A 20,369-nucleotide genomic window follows, 5' to 3' on the forward strand; every position below is an offset into this window, starting at 1 on the left:
ATACGGTTGCATTGATGATTTTCCTCTCAATAGTTTTACTTTACTAAGTGTACCTCATAGCTGTGAAAAACGCTATATATTGAGGTTGCTGATAACGATATGGGAATTAGCCAATATCTCACAACGCCACTTTCTGCTGCATTGTTGGTTGGCAGAACCAGCAATTTTGTCAAAAATTATTCTCAGATTTCGGATAATTGTAGGTTCGCAAAAAAGAGAGTTAAAGTGTTTTTAGCAACCTGGTAAAGGTACTAAACTAAATTTCGGATATAACTTCCGCTGTGGCACAGTTAATTAATAGTATTTACAGTGAGTGGGGCGGGTTTTTGAGATTGTTGGTTTGAGTCAGAAATTGTTTTGAACCGCCCCTACAATAACTGCACAAAATTTGTCAACTGAGTTCGGGAATGAGCCTAGAATTGACTTCGCTGCTAATTTTGTACTCGCACTGCTGTTGCAGCGGACACTCGCCGCAGCGGGGGTTTCTTGCGGTGCAAACTGCCGCCCCGAAGTCCAGCAAACCCAAATTCCAGGGCCCGACTTGCTGTTTGGGAGCGACTCGTTCTGCGGCTTCCCAAAGTTCGGGCGATCGCGATTTTACCTTACCGCCGTCAATTCCAAAAAAACGCTGCAAAATCCGAGCAACATTCGTATCGAGCACCGCTTTTGGCTGTCCGAAAGCATTAGCGCAAACCGATCTCGCAATGTACTTGCCAACTCCGGGAAGTTCCAGCAACTGAGCTTCCGTGCGGGGAACATTTCCCTGATAATTTTCTAAGATAACCAGCACCGATTCCCGCAGCTTTTGCGCCCGAAAAAAAAGACCCAAAGGCTGCAACAAACTAGCAACTTCCGCAGCAGGCGCGACCGCTAAATCCGAGAGAGTCGGATATCGATCGACAAATTCTTGATAAATCGGAGCCACTGTAGCGGCAGTAGTCTTTTGCAGCAACAACTCCGCCACCAAAATCGCGTAGGGGTCGCAGGTGCGCCGCCAAGGAAAATCACGGAAATTCTGCCGGGCCCAAGCTTTCAGGCGGCGTTGAAACCACCGGATTTTAGCAGCGTCTAAATGCTTTGACCCAGGCTCAATATCGGAAGAAAAAACAACGGTATTTAAGGCAGGCATTTGATTGGTACTTTTGATAAATTGCAAAGTTTATATCTCTATATTAGCAGATTTAAATAATTTGTAAAAATATCTTTTTATGCTCTCGTTATTCTCTTCCTCTGCGTACTCGGCGTCCTCTGCGGTTTATAAAAAAATCTTATTAACTACCCGCCCGACCCCGGAACCTAGAAACAACTTTGATTTCAAATATTTGAAAAATGTAAAATTTTGTATATTAACGAACAAAAATGCCAGAGGATAGACGATAGTTGATATTCAACAGATTTCTTTCGATAGTTCGCAAAAACAAATTTTAATCAGGTAATAAAATGGTAGTAGCAGCACCTGTTCAATCCGGCAGTCAGTCGATTTTTCAACCTCGCTACGACAACTTTATCGGCGGCCAGTGGGTGCCACCGGTGAAAGGAAAATACTCGGAAAACCTTTCTCCAATTACAGGAAAATCAATTTGTCAAATCCCCCGATCGAGCGCGGAGGATGTAGAATTGGCACTGGATGCCGCCCACGCCGCGAAAGACAAGTGGGGTAAGACTTCCCCAGCCGATAGGGCGCGGGTTTTACACAAAATAGCCGATCGCATCGAAGAAAACCTCGATCGCCTCGCCATCGCCGAAACCTGGGACAACGGTAAACCAATTCGCGAAACCCGCCTCGCAGACATACCGCTGGCGATCGACCATTTCCGCTACTTCGCAAGCTGCATCCGAGCTCAAGAAGGATCGATCGGCGAACTCGACGAAACCACCGTCGCCTACCACTTCCACGAACCCCTAGGCGTCATCGGACAAATCATCCCCTGGAACTTCCCGATATTAATGGCCGCTTGGAAACTCGCCCCAGCCCTCGCCGCCGGCAACTGCGTCGTCCTCAAACCAGCAGGCCCCACCCCCGCCTCAATCTTGGTACTGATGGAAATCATCGCCGACTTAGTACCAGACGGCGCAATCAACGTCATTAACGGGCCGGGCGCCGAAATCGGCAAAACCCTCGCCACCAGTCCCCGGATTGCCAAAGTCGCCTTCACCGGCGAAACCACCACCGGCAGGCTAATCATGCAATACGCCTCCCAAAATGTCATCCCCGTTACCCTAGAATTAGGCGGCAAATCCCCCAACATTTTCTTTGAAGATATCTGCGCCCAAGATGATGAATTCCTCGACAAAGCAGTGGAAGGATTAGTCATGTTTGCCTTCAATCAAGGCGAAGTGTGTACCTGTCCCTCCCGCGCCTTAATTCAGGAGTCAATCTACGATCTATTCATGGAAAGGGCGATCGATCGCATCCGCCAAATCAAACAAGACAACCCCTTAGATCCGACAACCGCCCTCGGCGCGCAAGTCTCCGTCAACCAGATGGAAAAAATCGCCGAATACGTCAAAATCGGTCACGCCGAAGGCGCAGAATGCCTGATTGGCGGCGAAAGAAACATCTTATCCGGCGACTTGCAAGACGGGTATTATTTCCAGCCGACAGTCTTCAAAGGAAACAACAAAATGCGTATTTTCCAAGAAGAAATCTTCGGCCCAGTATTAGCAGTCACCACCTTCAAAGACGAAGCCGAAGCATTAGAAATTGCCAACGATACTCTCTACGGTTTAGGTGCCGGAGTTTGGACTCGCGACATAAACACCGCCTACCGCATGGGCCGCGCCGTTCAAGCAGGCCGCGTGTGGACAAACTGCTATCATTTGTATCCCGCGCACGCAGCATTCGGCGGCTACAAATCATCTGGTATCGGTCGCGAAAATCACAAAATGATGTTAGATCACTACCAGCAAACTAAGAATTTGTTAGTCAGTTACAGCCCGAAAGCTTTAGGTTTTTTCTAAAGTTTTCACTCATTGGTTTGTAATGATGACTAAAGTCCTTCAACTATTAAATTTTGTCAGGAACAGGCATCTTGCCTGTTCCACAAAGAGTGCATTTTCTGCTTGTGGTGTGTCCCGCCCGCCCAAAAATACAATTTAGATGGCCGACAGCTTCATACAACCTCATAATAATAACTAGAGATTGTTCTAAACAGACTGCAATGGAAACTGCAAAAGTCACCGCAACAGAAGCGGCTTTAAAATTAATCAACTATCTCAAAACTCAACACGGAGAATTGATATAATAACTAGAGATTGTTCTAAACAGACTGCAATGGAAACTGCAAAAGTCACCGCAACAGAAGCGGCTTTAAAATTAATCAACTATCTCAAAACTCAACACGGAGAATTGATGTTTCACCAATCCGGTGGCTGCTGCGACGGTAGTTCCCCCATGTGCTTTCCCGATGGCGAATTGATAATCGGTGATGGTGACGTATTGCTGGGCGAAATAGGCGGTTGTCCCTTTTATATTGCAGCCCAGCAATACGAATATTGGCAGCACACGCAGTTAATTATAGACGTGGCATCGGGGCCAGGAGGCAGCGATTTTTCCCTGGAAGGGCCGGATGGAGAACGTTTTATTACTCGTTCCCGCTTGTTTGTCAATGCTGATTAATTAATTCTTGAAAACGCGAGATATGTTAGATTGCCTACTTTTTAAAGAAGTTGGCAATCGTTTTTTTGAGGCGGGCTTACTTATATACGCCTTTCCTCAATAAATGCAGTGCCGTCAAAAATGCCATCTTTAAAAATTTGAGTGCTACGAACTCGGTGATTGTCTGACACTAAAGTGATTGTTTCTACAAAAGTAATCAGTGCGTTACCCTCAGTTTTTGTTGACCGAAAGCACATAATGTCCTGACCCGCATCCCACGCGACCCCCGAAAAATCAGGATAACTGTTAGAAAATAATTTCAGAATCCGATTTTCATATTCACCTTGAAAATTTAGCTGAAGGCGAGAACCATCTGAGTATTCATAGTTGTTAACGTGTCGGTGGTGACTCCCCTCAATCGCGATGCTTATAGTACACAAAAAGCTGCGAAAAAAATGTCCGCGAGTATCAGTCTTAATAAATTCGCCTTTCCAAGTACCAATCTGACGTATGAAAATTTCCGGTACTTTCTCTAAATCAGGAGAGTTTAGAGGGTTGACGGTATCTTCATGAATTCCCAAATCGTTATTCATTAATTAGCCTCCGGTTTATATAAAAAAATTGTCCAAACTTAAAAGGGTTCTTTTGTGGGTGGGGGCAGTTTTTTTTAACCTGTCTGCACCCTTTAAAGTTATTGGCGAACCCGCCCATACAGGATGATTGAAATTGGGCTAACGACGGCCTATTTTCAGACTCATTTCGCGGCTAGTGCGTTGATATTCGTGGACAATAGGTAATCTTTCAGCTTGAAAATTTTCTAGCGCTTCGGCAATGTTAGCACTATCTCTGAGATGTTGTGCTAAACACAGACCATCTTCCCAACCGGAAGTCATACCTCTAGCGCGTGTGGAACTTTTGGCGTGGGCCGCATCTCCAATTAAGATAACACGACCATCATAGATTTTTGGTAGGGGGTCAATGTCATAGGAAAAACGACAGACAATATTTTCCACAGGGGTTGATTCAATTACTTTTCGCGCATCCTCTGGGAGTTTGGCTAGTTCTTGGGGAGGAATGGTAATATTATTAGGTTGGAGTTTCCCAATTTCGGAGTCAGTGCGCTCTTTTTCAATAAAGAAACCCCAATGAGTGCGACCTCCACCAATGTGAAAGAAGTTGGCATAAATTCCCCGGCCGCGTACATAAACAAAAAAGTTTCCTTCGGGACAGAAGCTGCGATCTTCGACAATTCCTCGCCAGACGATATCGCCTAAATAGAATAGTTCAACACCTGGAACTATATACTGACGAACTTTTGAGACGATTCCATCGGCACCAATTAAAAGATCGCCTTCCCATTTACGGCCATCTTTGAAGTGGGCGATCGCACTGCGATCGGTTTGGGCGATCGATGCTAATTCCGCATTAAAATGAATAGAGTCAGGGGGTAACTTGTCGAAGAGTGCTTCTAGAATAGCTTTGCGGTGTACCAGCATTCCTGGGAGTTCATTTTCTTCGTAGGTGACGGGTTCGGAATTGATGACACCGCCGCGGAGGTTGCGAAACTCGAATAGTTTAACCGGATCGCCTGAGTTGATAATTTTTTCGGTTATTTCAGGGTTGCCTTGATGAAGTGCTTGCATACCTGCTTGTACGATCAGGATACCACAGCCATCGGTGCGCGGGTGGGGTGCTTTTTCAAACAAGTCAACTTGAAACCCTTGTTGAATCAGCAGAATTGCTAGATAAGCTCCTGATGTTCCGGCGCCGATAATACCTATCCTACTTTGGGACGAAACCATTTGTGCTTCTCCTGATTTAAGATTGCCGATCGGTTATCAACCACTATTGTAATTAAGGAAAATCTAATTTGCACGATCGCCCAATTGCGGATTTAGTTTATGTTGATAGCGACAGGTTTCAAGCTGCCGCTAAAATCAGTATCTAAGCTGATGCAGGGTTAATTTTTAATTGATGACTTCAAAATTCACTCAAAACTTAAGACTACTTTAAGCTTGAGTATTTTTAATGAGAGCCACTTCAATTTTGTCACCTGGCTTTTGAGTCACTTGTGCGCGCAAACCCGGTCCAAAAAAAGTTGCTATTTTGTCTTGCTTTTCTTCCCATAAGTCTATCGGCATTAGCGGCGAATAAAACTCTAGAATTAACCCATAAGCACCATCAACATTAACTTCCCGCAACCCTTGCAGGAGGGGCCGTTCCTCGTCTGTTGGGGCCAGGCCCAGGCGCTCCAAAGCATCATCTAAGTGCGCTTGTTGGCCGTAGCGAAATCGGGTGACATCTTTGCGGACTTGGTTTTGAGTATCTGTGGCCTGACTTTCTCGCAGGAGGAGAACTTCAGCAGAGGTAGGTTCGGTGAAATCCACTGGTTCGAGTTCGGCCGCTTTCAGAGCCAAACCTCCCAGCAATAGCGGAATTCCATAAAAAAAACCGGCTAGGTTCAGGGTAGGTCTGTCTGTGAAGTAGGCTCCGAAACCGACTGCTGCTATAATACCGCCAACAACTAAGGCTAGGTTTGCTAAAGAAATTTTGCGTAACATATTAGTCAGGTAAGTAGTCGGACAGAAATAATATACTTTAATTATTATCTGTCAAAAAGTCTTGAATAAATTTAGTTTTTTTGCCAAAAGACCTGCAAAAACTGCTAGCATCTATGAGCGCGGGAGCGGTGTGCATCCACAGTCTTGTCTCTAGGTTCAGAAGCTTATCCTGCCGGACTCGCCCGGGCACGCCATCGGTAAATATCCGTGTTAATTGCGCGGCGTTGGTTCCAGAAGGCAATCGAGATCGGCAGTATCATCAAAGTATACAGAGTGGCGATCGCGATCGACACTCTTGCCCTTTCAACCATTTTTCGGACATGATTAAAGACGAAGACAAACAAACTGCTGGAGCAAACAAGGCGGTTTTGGAGCAGATTAACTCGCTCAAACGCGAAGATGAAAGGCTTTATAATATCTTAGCGATCGATGTCTGGGCCCTAGCCAAGACGATGGATGAATATCAACCGGGATTTTGGGCTGCTTTTATGAAAAACCGGGAGAAGGCCCTGAAGCGATTTTTAGCTGGAATGATGAAAAATAAACCCGCAGATACCAAACGTCCGCCTTTTTTGCGCTAAAATTTGGCTGAAGTTTGGGGGAAGTTTTGATGTACAATCAAACTATAACACAGACCCAAAAACCCTGAGCAGGTTCATCACTTCCCATATAAAAACAGTGAAGGATTTGCCCATAAAGGTATGTCGGTGAATTAAGAATCTCCGTCTGTTCGCAGGGGAGAATCTCAAATATTTTTGTTAATAGTAGCAAAGGCAAAAAACCATGGATGCACAAACAATCAAAGAGCGCGTAGCAGAGATAGAGAGCAAGCGAGAATCCCTCGTTAGGCTGTTAGATCGATCGGACTTGGGAGCCCTGAGAATAGATGTGAGTCAGGCGATTGAAGAAATTGACGATCTCTTAGAAGAATTCAAGCGTACTTTTAACAGTTAACCAGTCAGAAGTCAGTTGTCAGTGGTCATTAGTTGTCGCGGATTTAATTTGCATAGTTATGTTAGTAAAAATCTCGTGGGGTGGGGATCTTGCCCGTCCAAAAAGTTAAAATTAAATGCCGTACAGCTTAATAGCTAACAAGAACCGGCCACTGCTAACTGCAAATTTGACAACTGACAACTGACAACTGACTAATTCATCACCATATCCATCAAAATTTGCTGAGAGCTCACTTCTGGGCAATTAGCAGGCGGCCGCCGCTGAGAGTAGTGTCCTCCCGGCTGCAAATCCCAAGCTTGGCGGTTGTCAGCCAGCATTACACCCAAAATTTCTTGCAATTCCTTAGCAATTGTCGGATCTTCCACCTGAACGATCGCCTCAACCCGTCTGGTGAGATTGCGCTGCATCCAGTCGGCAGAACCAATATACACCTCTTCGTCGCCACCGTTGTAAAAATAAAACATCCGAGAATGCTCTAAAAAGCGACCGATAATACTGATAACTCGGATATTTTCGCTAACACCTTCAACGCCGGGACGCAAACAGCAAATCCCCCGAATAATCAAATCAATTTTAACTCCCGCTTGCGAAGCTTCGTACAAAGCAACAATGATTTGAGGGTCAACTAAAGCGTTCATTTTAGCGACAATGCGGCCACAGCTACCGCTGCCGCCTTCGGCCTGCAAGCGGCAAAATTCTGCCTCGCGGCGGATTAAAGCTAAAAATCGATCGCGCATATTGACAGGTGCCACCAATAATTTGCGATAAGATACCTGCCGGGAATAACCAGTCAAATAATTAAACAAATCCGCCAAATCCGATCCCAAATCCTCGCGACAACTCAACAAACCCACATCCGTATACAGTCCGGCTGTTTTGGGATTGTAATTGCCGGTGCCGATGTGGACGTAGCGGCGGATGTACCCGTCCTCGCGACGCACTACCATCACAATTTTGGTGTGGGTTTTGAGTCCCACCAAACCATAAACTACGTGGACTCCAGCTTGTTCTAACTTGCGAGCCCAATTAATATTATTTTCTTCGTCAAACCTAGCTTTGAGCTCTACTAAAACGGCTACCTGCTTGCCGTTTTCCGCTGCTTGAATTAAGGCGCTGACGATCGGCGAATCTCCAGAAGTGCGGTATAAAGTCATCTTAATCGCTAACACGGAGCGATCGTGCGCCGCCTCAGTAATAAACCGTTGTACCGTCGCCGCAAACGAGTGATAGGGATGGTGCAGCATCAAATCCCCCTGGCGGATGGTCGTGAAAATATCCTCACCATCCTCAGCATTCAACATCGATTTCTCTAAAATCCTTGCCGATTCCGAGTTCCGCAAGCGCGGCGGCACAACCGGAGTCCAAGGCGGGTCTTTCAGTTCCGGCACCGGCAACCCCACAAAAGACATCAAATCCTTGAGGCCTAGCAGCCCCTCTACGACGTAAACATCTTGCTCACCGAGATCCAGCTCCTCCATCAGCATATCTCGCAGCGCAGGTGGCATAATCGCTTGAATTTCCATCCGCACCGCAGAACCTCCAAACCGGCGCTTGCGGAGCTCCTGTTCTATTGCCAGCAGCAAATCCTCTGCCTCATCTTCCTCCACCGTCAAATCGGAATTGCGAGTAATGCGGAACGGGTGATATTCCTCAACGTCCATCCCCGGAAACAAAGCTTCTAAATTGTGGGCAATCACCTGTTCTAGGGGCACGCCAGTCCAAACAGGAGATTTGCCCCTCTGCTGCCACTGCAAATCCCCCGGCAGCGGCAAAAACCTTGGCAAAACCTGCGGTACTTTGACGCGGGCAAACAATTCTTCCCGCGTGTCGGGGTCTCTGACTACTACTGCTAAATTGAGGCTGAGATTGGAAAGGTAGGGGAATGGGTGGCTGGGGTCAACTGCTAGGGGAGTGAGTACGGGAAATACTTGTTCTTTGAAGTAGCGGTGCAAGTAATTGCGCTGTTCTTGATTGAGGTCAATGTAGTCGAGAATGTAGATTTCGCTTGCTGCTAGTTTCGGCCGCAGGGTTTGCTCAAAATACGAGTGCTGCTGAGTAACCATCGGCAAAAGCCGCTTGTTAATGGCATCTAGCTGTTGTTGAGGCGTGCTGCCGTCGGAGGTCAATTTGCTGACTTTTGCGTGTACTTGTTGTTTGAGAGCGCCCACGCGCACCATAAAATATTCGTCTAGGTTGGAGCTAAAAATAGCGAGAAATTTAAGTCTTTCTAGGAGGGGCGTGCGGGGGTCGAGGGCTTCGTGGAGCACCCGGTTGTTGAATTCTAGCCAGCTTTGTTCTCGGTTGAAGTAATATTGAGGATCGCTGAGGTTGATTTCAGTGTAGGTTTTGGCAGGGGTCTTTTTTGGCTTGGGCATGGTTTGAGGGACTCTTTGGGAGGCTCGGTGATGGCATCTCTAGAAATAGTATTGTAGGTTAAAGGATTTGTTCGCATCTGCTTTTGGTCTATCGCTCAAACATTGAATTTAGGCAAAACTTTCAACTATTTTTCGAGGATTACCACGAAATCCTCAATCATCACATCAAAAGTTCGAGCTAACTTGTGGACTGCTGCAAAGTCAACCATTGCCATACCCTGAGAACGGGCATAATTGCTAATCGTACTGTAGCCCACGCCCGATCGCTCCGCAACTTCCTTGAGCGTCCATCCCTTCTCGGCAGCCAACTCTCGAACCCGCAATCTGACTAAGCCTTTGCTCATATTCACTATTTACAAAATTTTGGATTTAGTATAATATATCAAAAAGCGATCGCCCCCGGTCTGCAAACTAAAGACGATCGCCAGTTAAAATTAATTCCGACAGATAATTTATGTCGATCGCACTTAGCAGAGATAGATTTACCTACTACCACCAGATGCAACTACAATGATATCAGAAAATCAGCTAAGATCGTCAGCGATCGGCGCATCAAAAATTATTCACAAATCGTCGATCGTCAATCCGCGATCGAGATTTGTCTCCGAAGAAACAGTGGCACTCCTGTTCAACATATCACCCGAACAGATCTACCGGATCGAATGCTGCCACAACGTAGTTTACGTTCATGCCAAAGGCCTCAGTCGATTTGTCAGCTACGCCGATTTTCCGCCAATTCTAGAAGTAAAACCGCCCTCTGCTCCCGATTTTGTCGCATGGTACAAACGCTGGAAACGGACACAAGCACCAGAATTTTGGACTAAATTCTATACGTATAATTTCAAAACTACTGTTTCAGTTGACAGCTTGCTTGAGTGGGGCCAATTAGTAGCTACAGTTAAATCGGTAATTTCTGCCTCAGCACTGCAACAGCTACGAGATGTTTACGCTCAAGAAAAAACATTGATGGAGAATTTTTAAAGCAGTCGGGGCGAGTAAACCCGCGATTGTTGGCCACCAGCAAGATAAATGTAAGGTGCGCAATGCGCACCCTACAAAATAGAGATTCTACTCAATCAAAACTCTTCTTTACCTTCCAATCCCCACATATTGGAAACCAGCCGCTTCTAAAGCCTTTTTGTCTAAGAAATTGCGGCCATCTATCATCACCGGATGATTCATCAACTTCGCCATTTTCTCGTAATCTAAGTTACGAAACTGTTCCCAGTCAGTCACCAACACCAAAGCATCGCAACCGTCGGCCAGTCTTTCCGGATCGGTTTCTACCAAAACTCCCGACAAACCGTGACGCATCCCAGTTTGAGAAACAATCGGATCGTAAGCTTTAACTTTCGCTCCCAACCGATTCAAATTGTCGATTAAATTTAGCGCTGGAGCATCTCGCAAATCGTCAGTATCCGGCTTGAAAGTTAAACCCAAAAGTCCGACTGTTTTACCTTTGAGAATCTTCAAAACTTGTTGCAACTTTTCAATAGCAATCAACCGCTGGCGTTCGTTAACTTCCACCGCCGCTTTCAGCAAATGCGCCTCGTAGCCGTAATCGTCAGCAGTGTGAACTAAAGCCGAGACATCTTTGGGGAAACAAGAACCGCCCCAACCAATGCCAGCTTGCAGAAACTTGTTGCCAATCCGTGAATCTAAACCGATACCTCGGGCAACTTGACTAACATCTGCACCAACCCGATCGCAAATATTAGCAACTTCATTAATAAAGCTAATCTTCGTAGCCAAAAAAGCATTAGCTGCGTACTTAATCATCTCCGCTGAACTGATATCAGTCATCACCACAGGAACCTCTGGCAGAGACGGATTTTCTGCAAACTTGCGATCGACAATCGGCCGATATAACTGTAGCATCATATCCATAGCCCGCCGAGAGTTGCTGCCGAGAACAATGCGATCGGGATTAAAAGTATCGAAAACAGCACAGCCCTCCCGCAAAAACTCCGGGTTGCTAACCACATCAAATACCACACCTTTTTTTGCGGCTACTTCCTCACCCGTAGCCACATCATTGGTTTGAGCTTTTTGACGTTCCGCCAAACCGTCGAGGACAATCCTCCGCACCCAGTCCCCAGAACCGATGGGCACCGTAGATTTATTGACAATGACTTTGTAATCGCCGTCGAGGTGAGCTCCAATTCCACGAGCAACCGCTTCCACGTAGCGAGTATCGCTTTCCCCAGTAGGCAAAGGAGGCGTCCCCACGGCAATAAACAAAATGTCTCCGTGAGCCACTCCTGCTGCTAAATCCGAAGTAAATTCTAGATTGCCCGACGCCGATGCAGAGGACATTAATTCAGACAGTCCGGGCTCAAAAATAGGCGACTGTCCAGACTTCATTAATTTAACTTTTTCTTCGTTATTGTCTACGCAAATCACGTGGTGGCCGATGTGGGCCAAACAAGTGCCGGTGACTAAGCCAACATATCCTGTACCGATGACGCAAACATGCATACAAATGTCCTCAAAGTTAGTAAAAAAATTAGATTGCAATCGAGAATTGGGAATTGGGAATTGGGAATAAGGAAGATTTGTTATTTGCCCCACTCTCCCAGTCTCCCCTTCTCTCAGTCTCTAGTTTTGGTTTCCCTCGATGCGATCGCGAAAATCCTTTATAGTCAACTCTAAACCTTTATCCAGCGGCACAGTTGGCTCCCACCCCAACCAAGTCTTAGCACGAGTAATATCCGGTTGTCGCTGTTTGGGGTCGTCTTCCGGCAGCGGTTTAAAGATAATTTCAGCACCAGGATTAATTGTGTTTTGAATTTTTTGTGCCAGTTCCAAAATCGTGTATTCGCCGGGATTCCCCAAATTCATCGGCCCGATTTTGTCGCTATTCATCAAACGAATAAATCCTTCCACCAAATCAGAAACGTAGCAAAAACTACGTGTTTGGGAACCGTCGCCGTATACAGTCAGCGGTTGATTCCGCAAAGCTTGAGCAATAAAGTTGCTCACTACTCTGCCGTCATTTTCCAACATCCGAGGGCCGTAAGTATTGAAGATTCGCACAACTCGAATGTCTACCCCATTTTGACGGTGGTAATCAAAAGATAAGGTTTCAGCTACTCGCTTCCCTTCGTCATAGCAACTGCGAATTCCGATACAATTAACGTTGCCGCGATAATCTTCTGTTTGCGGATGGACATCAGGATCTCCGTACACTTCGGAAGTGGAAGCGAGAAAGAATCTTGCTTTTACCCGTTTTGCCAATCCCAACATATTCATCGTGCCGATGACATTTGTTTTAATGGTCTTGACAGGGTTGTACTGATAGTGTATGGGGGAAGCAGGACAGGCCAGATGGTAAATCTGATCTACCTCTAACCGAATCGGTTCCGTGATGTCGTGGCGGATCAACTCAAAATACGGGTTGTCCAGCCATTTAAGGATATTGCGTTTAGTCCCGGTGTAAAAATTATCCAGGCAGACTACCTCATGTCCTTGGGCCATTAAGCGATCGATTAGGTGGGAACCGAGGAAACCCGCACCGCCTGTGACTAAAATTCTCATTGTGGAAACTGCCGTTCTGTTTAGGGGTAGGACTGGGGTACAAAAATTCAGTTGAGTGAATGAAACTTTCTAATAGAATAACAAAATTGCGATCGACAATGTAAAGGCTTATGCGTCACTTTTATAAAATCTTTAATTAACTTAGCATTTTCAAATACTTTGAACAAAGTGCTATAATTCGCCAATGTCGGTAGCAATTTTTATTTAAGCTTTAATATTTCCGAAAAAACACTCTTGACATTACTTATATTATTTGTTAGCGGTTATTGGTTATTTGATGACTTCGGTCTGAGGTTGGGCGATGCGCTAGGGGATAGCTGCGCTTCACGGGCTTATTTGAAAAAACCAGGGTCGATTTATCTGAAAAGCAATATGAGAGAAATTATGTCGATCTCGGCAATAGAATGTCCGCCACTTTCAATCCTGCGTTGCACCCGTTCAATTGCGATTTCTGGAGATTGCAGCCACAAGTAAATTAGGTTGATTGTGTAGCCTTTAGTTTTACCGTTTCTCAAGAATCGACCAAAGTTACGATCGGCTAAAGTTGTCTCGAAGGCGAAATCTGTGTCAGAGTCTGATAAAGTTCGCAGTCTTTGTATCATTAAGCGTCCTGCGAGGATGGCGACTGACTCTGGATTGAATTGGGACATTCCGGCGGCGATCACATCTGCATTTACATATTCAAAACCTTCTAAAAAATAGGGTAATAATCTCAGGGAACTGTAGTTTGACCTGAACCGTTAGGGCCGCCAATAATGTAAATATTTGGCATAATAGTAAGAACAATTTTATTGCTGAGGTTGTTGCTTGAGTCCGTAAAGGCGATCGCGCTTCCTGATTTTAGTCGCTTCACGCTACCAATCTGTTGAATAGTGGCAAAATTTTAGTTACCGTTGTTATCGTTGATGTCTAGATTTTGTATTGAGAGTTCTGAAGGTAGCGGTACAGTTATTTGTAGGAAAACATCAATTGTTATTTGATTGTTCTCAAACGTTATATTGCTTACATTAACTTTACTATTTTCAGATAAACCGTTTTGAATAGGTAATTTAGCAGGTGGCTTAGTTTTATATCCAGCATCCTCAAGCCATTCAGCAATATTTCTCCAGTTTTCTATTTTTTCAATGCCTTTAGCCACAAAGGCTTTAACGTATTTATAAATAGTGGCACACAGGTCAGTTTCAACACCCTTGGGATTCTTTTGCAGCTTTTCGGCGATTTCAGCGGGACTGTAGCCACAAAGCAACCCCCGCAGATGCAGCTTTTCTACGGGGGTGAGAGGTTTTCCCTTAACGGCGGCCAAGTCCGAGTACAGAGTTTTTAAGTCCCAGCGGCTTTCGGCTTCGACGAAGCGATCGTTTGTGGATGCCATAGATGGGTGTCTCTAAATTTCCTGATGGAATTCTAACATAACTCCTGATGAGTATCAGCTTATTGCCAGACTCAGCTAGCGTATGATAAGTGAATGCCGAAGCGCAAGTAATGCAATTTACAAGTCGAAACTTTTGTGGGAGGGTTTTTGAGCCGTCACTGACTATAGTTAGCTACCCGACAGGGGAGTAAGGCTGAACTTTGGTAAATTTCTCGCTTTGACTCTAGTTTCGGCCACTGCCAGTAATTTTTTTAATTTATGTTCTGGGATTTTGCATAATTTTCTGGATTTGCCCCTGATATATAAATGGGAGGCAGCAATGCGCCTTCTGCGGACTGAGCTCTTTGTGAGTGCGATCGGCTAAAGCTTTGCTATGCAAAATTTTTGTTGGTGTAATCAATAGCTAATTTTTGCATAAAAGTTAGGGCGATCGTTGGATAAACAAATAGAAGTAAGTAGATATTAATTTTAACAGAATAAACTGATTATTTGTAGGTATCGGAGGTAAAAAATGTCGGATTCGCAACCCAAACAACCGAGTAGTTCTACCGACTGGGGGAACTATATCGCACTAGGAAATATTTATAAGGATCGCAGCAAGTATACTCAAGCTAAGGAACAGTATGAAAAAGCTTTAGAAGTTGCACAACGAATTAATAGCCGCAAAGGAGAAGCTGAGTCCCTGTTAGGTATAGGTGCTATTTACCAATACTTGAGCCAATTCGGGCAAGCGATAGAGTACATTGAACGATCGCTATTTATTCATCGAGAGATAGGCGATCGGGCTGGGGAAGCTGCTGATCTAGGCGCTTTAGGTAATTGCTATTCTTCTTTTGGACAGTATCAGAAGGCTATTGAGTTCTACGAGCAGACGCTGGCGATCGCGCGGGAGACAAGCAATCGCACGCAAGAAGCTGCTGCGCTAGTTGGCTTGGGCAATAGCTACTGGTATCTCGGACAATACCAGAAAGCGATTGAGTTCTGCGAACAAGGCTTGACAATTGCACGAGAACTTGGCGATCGTCAAAGGGAAGTCGCTGCTCTAGGCAATCTAAATGCTAACTACAACTCCCTCGGGCAGTACCACAAGGCTATTGAGTACAGTGAGGAATGCTTGGCGATCGCGCGAGAGATTGGCGATCGCTCCAGGGAAGCAAATGCTCTGGGTAATTTGGGCCAGAGCTACCACAATTTAGGGCAATACCAGAAAGCAATTGAGTTCTATGAGCAATGGTTGGCGATCGCACGAGAGATTGGCGATCGCAGTAGTGAAGGTGGTGCTCTGGGCCTTTTGGGGGCGACCTATTCTGCTTTAGGTCAGTATTTACGGGCAATGGAGTGCAACGAGCAGCGGTTGGCGATCAGTCGGGCAATTAATGACCGATGGGGAGAGGCTAGTGCTTTATGCGGCTTGGGTAATTGCTATTCCAATTTAAGTCAGTACCAGCAGGCCATTGAGTGCTATGAGCAAGATTTGACAATTGCAAGGGAAATAGGCAGTCGCAAGGAAGAAGCTAGTGCCTTGGCTGGTTTGGGTAATGGCTGCCATTATTTAGGACAGTACCAGAAAGCGATCGAGTTCTATGAGCAACAATTGGTGATCGCGCGAGAGATTGGCGATCGCCGAGGTCAAGGAGATGCTCTGGGGAGTATGGGCGGTAGCTACAGTTCGCTAGGCAAGTACCAGAAGGCGATTGAGTTTAGGGAGCAACAGTTGGTCATCGCACGAGAGATTAACGATCTGTCTGGGGAAAGGTCAGCTCTGGGCGGTCTAGGCAATAGCTATCATTCACTAGGGCAGTACCAGAAAGCGATCGAGTTGCATGAGCAATGTTTAGCGATCGCAAGGCAAATGGGTACTCGCTCTAATGAAGCCTATTCTTTAGGCAGCATGGGCCAGAGTTACAGTTCTCTAAAGCAGTACCCTAAAGCGATTGCCTTACACGAACAAAAGTTAGCCATTTTGCAAGAGTTAGGAGATCGCTCTGGAGGAGCCCATGCTATATTGTGCCTAGCGAACTGCAATTTCAACATCCAAAACTATCAACAATCTCTTGAACTAAATCAGCAAAGTTTAACTATCGCTGAAGCTATTGGAGACAGAGATACGGCGGCTCAAGCTTATTTCTTTTCAGGAATGGCTCTAGCCAAGCTAAAGCGACGACGAGAAGCAATTGACGCTTTCAATCGAGCTTACCAGCTATTTCTGGCAACAGGTCAACAGCATTGGATCTCCTATGTGCAAACACAGCTAAAAGAGCTAGGTGAAAGTCTGCTTTCTGACCAAGAATTCCCGGAAGCAATTGAATTGTATAAATTACAGTTGCAATCTTTACAAGAACTAAACGACCAATCGGGTATAGGTTGGGCGCTGCAAAACTTAGGTAAAAGTTATTACAATCAAGGTGAGTACCAGAAAGCCATTGAGCCTCACACCCAAATGTTAGGAATTGCCCGTCAGCTAGCAGATACAGCAATGGAAAGTGTAGCTTTAGCTTGGCTGGGGTGTGATTACCGCGAGGTCAATCAATGGGAATTAGCCTTGAATTATTTCCAAACACGAATAGCCTTAGCTCAAACCATTAATGACCGCAGTGCTCAACGAGAAACTTTAGGCTGGCTTGGTAGTATTTCCAAAAAGCTCAGACAGAATGCTCAATCTGTGACTTATTATACCGAGCAACTGTCAATTATTAGAGAGTTAGGCGATCGAGTTGGAGAACAAAGCGCTTTATACGATCTTGGTAGCTTCCATTATGACCTCAGCCACAATCGACAAGCTGTTGAGTATTTTTTGCCTGCTTTGGCTTTAGCAGAACAGCTAGAACAGAAACAAAATGCTGCCAATGCTAACTATATGCTGGCTCAAACCCTTCTGAAATTGGGTCAAATACCAGATGTAATTTTCCACTATCGCTCAGCTAAGAACCTTTATGATGAGCTTAGCGAGACTGATTGGTCGCAACGCTGTCAAGATCGGTTACAGGCATTAGATGCTTTGTAAAGTAACTGGCTATTTGAATAGCCCTTAATATCGGGTAATGTGCGATCGCCCTTAATCTCAGCAAGTGCGATCGCTGCTCTTAATCTCACTCAAAGAAACCCGGTTTTTTACCGAATTTACGGTGTGTAACGAAGTATTTCGTAAAAAAAACCAGTTTCTGGGCCCCCACAGGGACGGGCAAGATGCCCATCCCACAATCAAACAGACTCTTTGTGGAACAGGCATCTTGCCTGTTCTAGGTAATCGCAAACAACTACAAAAAAACAGAACTCTTTGTGGAACAGGCATCTTGCCTGTTCCTGACAAAAAGCCACACAGATTACGAATCTCGATCGAGCTTCAGCACAGCCATAAAAGCCTCCTGCGGCACATCCACAGTACCCACAGACTTCATCCGCTTCTTACCCTTCGCCTGCTTTTGCAGCAACTTCTTCTTCCGCGAAATATCGCCACCGTAACACTTCGCCAACACATCTTTCCGCAAAGCCGGAATGTGTTCGGAAGCAATCACCTTCGCACCAATTGTTGCTTGAATCGGAACTTTAAATTGATGGCGAGGAATCAACTCCTTGAGTTTTTCCGTCAATCCGCGGCCCACATTATAAGCCTTATCGCGGTGTACGATCATCGCCAAAGCATCAACCGGATCGCCATTAATTAAAATGTCCATTTTCACCAACGGATTTTCGCGATAACCGATGAGGTGATACTCCATGCTCGCATAACCGCGCGATCGCGATTTCATCTGGTCGAAAAAGTCAGTCACCACTTCCGCCAAAGGCAACTCGTAAACCAGCGTAGTTCTGCCTTGACTCAGATACTTCATATCCATAAAAATGCCCCGCCGACTTTGAGACAGTTCCATCAGCGCGCCCACATAAGTTTCCGGCGACAGCATTTCTACCCGCACATAAGGTTCCTCAATTTTCTCGCGATACTGAGGATCGGGCAAGTGGCTGGGATTGTCGATTGTTAATACTTCTCCTTTAATTGTTGTGATTTGATAAACCACAGAAGGAGCAGTAACAATCAAATCTAAATTGTATTCTCTCTCCAGTCTTTCTTGCACAATTTCCATGTGCAGCAAACCCAAGAAACCGCAGCGGAAACCAAATCCCATCGCACTCGAAGTTTCCGGTTCGTAAGAAAGCGCCGCATCGTTGAGTTCGAGTTTTTCTAAAGCTTCCCGCAAATCGGGAAATTGGTCAGCATCGATCGGGAACAAGCCGCAAAAAACCATCGGTTTTGCTTCTGTATAACCCGGCCAAGGCTCCGGTGCCGGCTTTTTGACCAAAGTAATCGTATCGCCGACGCGAGCATCAGCTACGGCTTTAATTGCCGCGCCCAGATAACCAACTTCCCCCGCGTGCAGTTCGTCTACTTGAACTTGAGTCGGTGAAAGGATGCCCAATTCATCGATGACATATTCCTTACCCGAAACCATCAACAAAACTCGATCGCCCTTTTTGACACTTCCGTCCATCACCCGGAAATACACAATTACCCCCCGATAAGGATCGTAATAACTGTCAAAAATTAGCGCCCGCAGCGGTTTATCAACAGTATCCTGCGGCGGCGGCACCAATTCGACGATCGACTCCAAAATCTCATCTATACCAATTCCTTCCTTAGCCGAAGCCTCAATCGCCCCGCTACAGTCCAGACCGATAATTTCTTCAATTTCCCCTTTTACCCGTTCCGGTTCTGCCCCCGGCAGGTCAATTTTATTTAAAACTGGAATAATTTCCAGATTGTTTCCCAAGGCAAGGTAGACATTTGCCAGGGTTTGTGCTTCCACGCCTTGAGATGCGTCTACCACCAGCAGCGCCCCTTCGCAAGCAGCGAGCGATCGCGACACCTCGTAAGAAAAGTCCACGTGTCCGGGAGTGTCAATCAGATTCAGCACGTACTCCTGACCGTCCTTGGCAGTGTAATTCATCCGAGCCGCTTGCAGCTTGATCGTAATGCCGCGTTCGCGTTCGAGATCCATATTGTCTAAAAACTGCTCCTTCATCTCCCGTGCCTGCACAGTCCCAGTCGCCTGCAACAGGCGATCGGCCAAGGTCGATTTTCCGTGGTCGATGTGAGCAATAATCGAAAAATTGCGAATGCGAGATACAGGGACGTTAGTCATGTTTTTTATCGAAGAGCTAATCGGCAAAGGATACTTTTTGTTGTATGATCACACAAGCAAGAGTAGAGTGCTTACTTCAACCTCTTACTGGGGATTGAGATGAAACCACAACTGAGGCAAACCTCAAGAGTATCAGTTATTACCATTCAAGTGTCCGGGTTCGGTCGGACACCCAAAAGGAAAAAACTTTTCTCTGTCTCATTGTACAGAAAGCTGTTAAGCGGTTGAGGAAAGGTGGGGTGCAAATCAGGGACTGCAAATATCTAGTCCAGTCGGTTGTCATGAAAAGAATTGAAACTTAAGAATTAAAACTAGGATTTTTTAACTATGAGCCAGCCAAGTATACCCTCCCACAGTTCGTCAGAAAAAGTGGAACTATCTATCCATATAGATTCGGAACTGCTAGACCAAATTAAGCACTTGACGAATGACCCCAGCAAAGTCATTGAAACAGCAATCAAGCAGTGGCTCAGAGGCGAGCGCCGCGAAGACGAGCTGGCTCTGAGTTTACGCCGCAACCCCCCAGTCCCGCCGCGTGGTGAATGGAACGACTGAGCTGCTCTCGCCCCAGATGGCGCGCGCAAATCAGCAGGCTGTGAAATTTAGAGCGCGCGGACGATCTCCTGCAGATTTCGTGGCGAAAGCTACAGGTTGTGGGCGAGTTAACTCGGCTAACTGACAACCTAGGAACTATTCAAGGTGACAGAAAAAATGCCTGAGCCAGTCCCAGAGTTGAGCTGTTGGCAGCCTCAGATTTTGGCGTAATTTTCAAACTAGATCGTTAATCGGTGCAGATTCCTAATTCCTCAATCTAAATTTTTATTTCTTAATTAC

21 protein-coding genes are annotated in these 20,369 nt (G+C 45.8%); 8 read left to right on the forward strand and 13 right to left on the reverse strand.

Annotated elements, in window-relative coordinates; all coding sequences use genetic code 11:
• Positions 1-235, forward strand: a 235-nt coding sequence (locus QUA27_RS19855; RefSeq protein WP_333069931.1) for a hypothetical protein, incomplete at its 5' end; no start/stop codon positions are given.
• A 156-nt stretch (positions 236-391) separates the two neighbouring features.
• Here the strand turns inward: QUA27_RS19855 and QUA27_RS19860 are convergent.
• The gene (locus QUA27_RS19860; RefSeq protein ID WP_333069932.1) at positions 392-1,156 is read right to left on the reverse strand and encodes an iron-sulfur binding domain-containing protein; all 765 of its coding nucleotides are present in this window, start codon (positions 1,154-1,156) and stop codon (positions 392-394) included.
• Positions 1,157-1,440: 284 nt separating this feature from the next.
• Here QUA27_RS19860 and exaC point away from each other — a divergent pair, with 284 nt between their 5' ends.
• Entirely contained in the window at positions 1,441-2,961 is a 1,521-nt protein-coding gene (gene exaC / locus QUA27_RS19865; RefSeq protein ID WP_333069933.1) for an acetaldehyde dehydrogenase ExaC, read from the forward strand.
• A 313-nt stretch (positions 2,962-3,274) separates the two neighbouring features.
• The gene (locus QUA27_RS19870) at positions 3,275-3,619 is read left to right on the forward strand and encodes a DUF779 domain-containing protein (RefSeq protein ID WP_333069934.1); all 345 of its coding nucleotides are present in this window, start codon (positions 3,275-3,277) and stop codon (positions 3,617-3,619) included.
• 80 nt (positions 3,620-3,699) lie between these two features.
• Here the strand turns inward: QUA27_RS19870 and QUA27_RS19875 are convergent, their stop codons facing one another.
• From QUA27_RS19875 to QUA27_RS19890, 4 genes are all read right to left on the reverse strand, one after another.
• On the reverse strand, positions 3,700-4,191 hold the full coding sequence (locus QUA27_RS19875) for a DUF3598 family protein (RefSeq protein WP_333069935.1): 492 nt from the start codon (positions 4,189-4,191) through the stop codon (positions 3,700-3,702).
• A gap of 138 nt (positions 4,192-4,329) precedes the next feature.
• A complete protein-coding gene (locus QUA27_RS19880) occupies positions 4,330-5,400 on the reverse strand; it encodes an FAD-dependent monooxygenase (RefSeq protein WP_333069936.1) in 1,071 nt (356 codons plus the stop codon).
• A gap of 207 nt (positions 5,401-5,607) precedes the next feature.
• On the reverse strand, positions 5,608-6,159 hold the full coding sequence (locus QUA27_RS19885; protein WP_333069937.1) for a DUF2854 domain-containing protein: 552 nt from the start codon (positions 6,157-6,159) through the stop codon (positions 5,608-5,610).
• 164 nt (positions 6,160-6,323) lie between these two features.
• Positions 6,324-6,470 (reverse strand): hypothetical protein, encoded by a 147-nt coding sequence (locus QUA27_RS19890; protein ID WP_190657804.1) that lies wholly within the window; start codon positions 6,468-6,470, stop codon positions 6,324-6,326.
• Positions 6,471-6,479: 9 nt separating this feature from the next.
• On the opposite strand from QUA27_RS19890, the gene QUA27_RS19895 reads away from it, so the two are divergent.
• Entirely contained in the window at positions 6,480-6,740 is a 261-nt protein-coding gene (locus tag QUA27_RS19895) for a hypothetical protein (protein WP_006632500.1), read from the forward strand.
• A 202-nt stretch (positions 6,741-6,942) separates the two neighbouring features.
• Positions 6,943-7,113, forward strand: a complete 171-nt coding sequence (locus tag QUA27_RS19900; protein ID WP_015176488.1) for a hypothetical protein — start codon at positions 6,943-6,945, stop codon at positions 7,111-7,113.
• 191 nt (positions 7,114-7,304) lie between these two features.
• Here QUA27_RS19900 and ppk1 read toward each other — a convergent pair whose 3' ends face one another.
• Both ppk1 and QUA27_RS19910 read right to left on the reverse strand, forming a co-directional pair.
• Positions 7,305-9,488, reverse strand: a complete 2,184-nt coding sequence (gene ppk1, locus QUA27_RS19905; RefSeq protein ID WP_333069938.1) for a polyphosphate kinase 1 — start codon at positions 9,486-9,488, stop codon at positions 7,305-7,307.
• A gap of 125 nt (positions 9,489-9,613) precedes the next feature.
• Positions 9,614-9,832, reverse strand: coding sequence for a helix-turn-helix domain-containing protein (locus tag QUA27_RS19910; RefSeq protein ID WP_006632503.1), 219 nt, complete (start codon positions 9,830-9,832; stop codon positions 9,614-9,616).
• Between the two features lie 166 nt (positions 9,833-9,998).
• Between QUA27_RS19910 and QUA27_RS19915 the strand changes: the two genes are divergently transcribed.
• Positions 9,999-10,469 carry a hypothetical protein gene (locus QUA27_RS19915; RefSeq protein ID WP_333069939.1) on the forward strand — a complete coding sequence of 157 codons (471 nt, stop codon included), beginning with the start codon at positions 9,999-10,001 and terminating at the stop codon, positions 10,467-10,469.
• A gap of 108 nt (positions 10,470-10,577) precedes the next feature.
• Here the strand turns inward: QUA27_RS19915 and QUA27_RS19920 are convergent, their stop codons facing one another.
• From QUA27_RS19920 to QUA27_RS19940, 5 genes are all read right to left on the reverse strand, one after another.
• Positions 10,578-11,966, reverse strand: a complete 1,389-nt coding sequence (locus QUA27_RS19920; RefSeq protein ID WP_333069940.1) for a UDP-glucose dehydrogenase family protein — start codon at positions 11,964-11,966, stop codon at positions 10,578-10,580.
• 120 nt (positions 11,967-12,086) lie between these two features.
• The gene (locus tag QUA27_RS19925) at positions 12,087-13,025 is read right to left on the reverse strand and encodes a UDP-glucuronic acid decarboxylase family protein (protein WP_333069941.1); all 939 of its coding nucleotides are present in this window, start codon (positions 13,023-13,025) and stop codon (positions 12,087-12,089) included.
• Between the two features lie 356 nt (positions 13,026-13,381).
• On the reverse strand, positions 13,382-13,675 hold the full coding sequence (locus QUA27_RS19930; RefSeq protein ID WP_333069943.1) for a zeta toxin family protein: 294 nt from the start codon (positions 13,673-13,675) through the stop codon (positions 13,382-13,384).
• Positions 13,676-13,737: 62 nt separating this feature from the next.
• The gene (locus QUA27_RS19935) at positions 13,738-13,878 is read right to left on the reverse strand and encodes a hypothetical protein (protein WP_333069945.1); all 141 of its coding nucleotides are present in this window, start codon (positions 13,876-13,878) and stop codon (positions 13,738-13,740) included.
• A gap of 30 nt (positions 13,879-13,908) precedes the next feature.
• The gene (locus QUA27_RS19940; protein WP_333069946.1) at positions 13,909-14,397 is read right to left on the reverse strand and encodes a helix-turn-helix domain-containing protein; all 489 of its coding nucleotides are present in this window, start codon (positions 14,395-14,397) and stop codon (positions 13,909-13,911) included.
• Positions 14,398-14,908: 511 nt separating this feature from the next.
• On the opposite strand from QUA27_RS19940, the gene QUA27_RS19945 reads away from it, so the two are divergent.
• A complete protein-coding gene (locus QUA27_RS19945) occupies positions 14,909-17,401 on the forward strand; it encodes a tetratricopeptide repeat protein (RefSeq protein ID WP_333069948.1) in 2,493 nt (830 codons plus the stop codon).
• A 319-nt stretch (positions 17,402-17,720) separates the two neighbouring features.
• Here the strand turns inward: QUA27_RS19945 and lepA are convergent, their stop codons facing one another.
• Positions 17,721-19,535 (reverse strand): translation elongation factor 4, encoded by a 1,815-nt coding sequence (gene lepA / locus QUA27_RS19950; RefSeq protein ID WP_006632512.1) that lies wholly within the window; start codon positions 19,533-19,535, stop codon positions 17,721-17,723.
• Between the two features lie 327 nt (positions 19,536-19,862).
• On the opposite strand from lepA, the gene QUA27_RS19955 reads away from it, so the two are divergent.
• A complete protein-coding gene (locus tag QUA27_RS19955; protein ID WP_333069950.1) occupies positions 19,863-20,090 on the forward strand; it encodes a type II toxin-antitoxin system CcdA family antitoxin in 228 nt (75 codons plus the stop codon).
• Positions 20,091-20,369 lie beyond the last annotated feature (279 nt).

It is taken from the genome of Microcoleus harperi Pol14_C6 (assembly GCF_036701295.1).
Classification (GTDB): domain Bacteria; phylum Cyanobacteriota; class Cyanobacteriia; order Cyanobacteriales; family Microcoleaceae; genus Microcoleus.

What these genes read in the sequence shown, in the direction of transcription:
- QUA27_RS19930 (WP_333069943.1), bottom strand. Translation starts at nt 13,675, where the DNA reads ATGTCCCAATTCAATCCAGAGTCAGTCGCCATCCTCGCAGGACGCTTA.
- QUA27_RS19910 (WP_006632503.1), bottom strand. Translation starts at nt 9,832, where the DNA reads ATGAGCAAAGGCTTAGTCAGATTGCGGGTTCGAGAGTTGGCTGCCGAG.
- QUA27_RS19875 (WP_333069935.1), bottom strand. Translation starts at nt 4,191, where the DNA reads ATGAATAACGATTTGGGAATTCATGAAGATACCGTCAACCCTCTAAAC.
- QUA27_RS19900 (WP_015176488.1), top strand. Translation starts at nt 6,943, where the DNA reads ATGGATGCACAAACAATCAAAGAGCGCGTAGCAGAGATAGAGAGCAAG.
- QUA27_RS19940 (WP_333069946.1), bottom strand. Translation starts at nt 14,397, where the DNA reads ATGGCATCCACAAACGATCGCTTCGTCGAAGCCGAAAGCCGCTGGGAC.
- QUA27_RS19895 (WP_006632500.1), top strand. Translation starts at nt 6,480, where the DNA reads ATGATTAAAGACGAAGACAAACAAACTGCTGGAGCAAACAAGGCGGTT.
- QUA27_RS19885 (WP_333069937.1), bottom strand. Translation starts at nt 6,159, where the DNA reads ATGTTACGCAAAATTTCTTTAGCAAACCTAGCCTTAGTTGTTGGCGGT.
- lepA (WP_006632512.1), bottom strand. Translation starts at nt 19,535, where the DNA reads ATGACTAACGTCCCTGTATCTCGCATTCGCAATTTTTCGATTATTGCT.
- QUA27_RS19870 (WP_333069934.1), top strand. Translation starts at nt 3,275, where the DNA reads ATGGAAACTGCAAAAGTCACCGCAACAGAAGCGGCTTTAAAATTAATC.
- QUA27_RS19955 (WP_333069950.1), top strand. Translation starts at nt 19,863, where the DNA reads ATGAGCCAGCCAAGTATACCCTCCCACAGTTCGTCAGAAAAAGTGGAA.
- exaC (WP_333069933.1), top strand. Translation starts at nt 1,441, where the DNA reads ATGGTAGTAGCAGCACCTGTTCAATCCGGCAGTCAGTCGATTTTTCAA.
- QUA27_RS19915 (WP_333069939.1), top strand. Translation starts at nt 9,999, where the DNA reads ATGATATCAGAAAATCAGCTAAGATCGTCAGCGATCGGCGCATCAAAA.
- ppk1 (WP_333069938.1), bottom strand. Translation starts at nt 9,488, where the DNA reads ATGCCCAAGCCAAAAAAGACCCCTGCCAAAACCTACACTGAAATCAAC.
- QUA27_RS19925 (WP_333069941.1), bottom strand. Translation starts at nt 13,025, where the DNA reads ATGAGAATTTTAGTCACAGGCGGTGCGGGTTTCCTCGGTTCCCACCTA.
- QUA27_RS19880 (WP_333069936.1), bottom strand. Translation starts at nt 5,400, where the DNA reads ATGGTTTCGTCCCAAAGTAGGATAGGTATTATCGGCGCCGGAACATCA.
- QUA27_RS19890 (WP_190657804.1), bottom strand. Translation starts at nt 6,470, where the DNA reads ATGGTTGAAAGGGCAAGAGTGTCGATCGCGATCGCCACTCTGTATACT.
- QUA27_RS19945 (WP_333069948.1), top strand. Translation starts at nt 14,909, where the DNA reads ATGTCGGATTCGCAACCCAAACAACCGAGTAGTTCTACCGACTGGGGG.
- QUA27_RS19920 (WP_333069940.1), bottom strand. Translation starts at nt 11,966, where the DNA reads ATGCATGTTTGCGTCATCGGTACAGGATATGTTGGCTTAGTCACCGGC.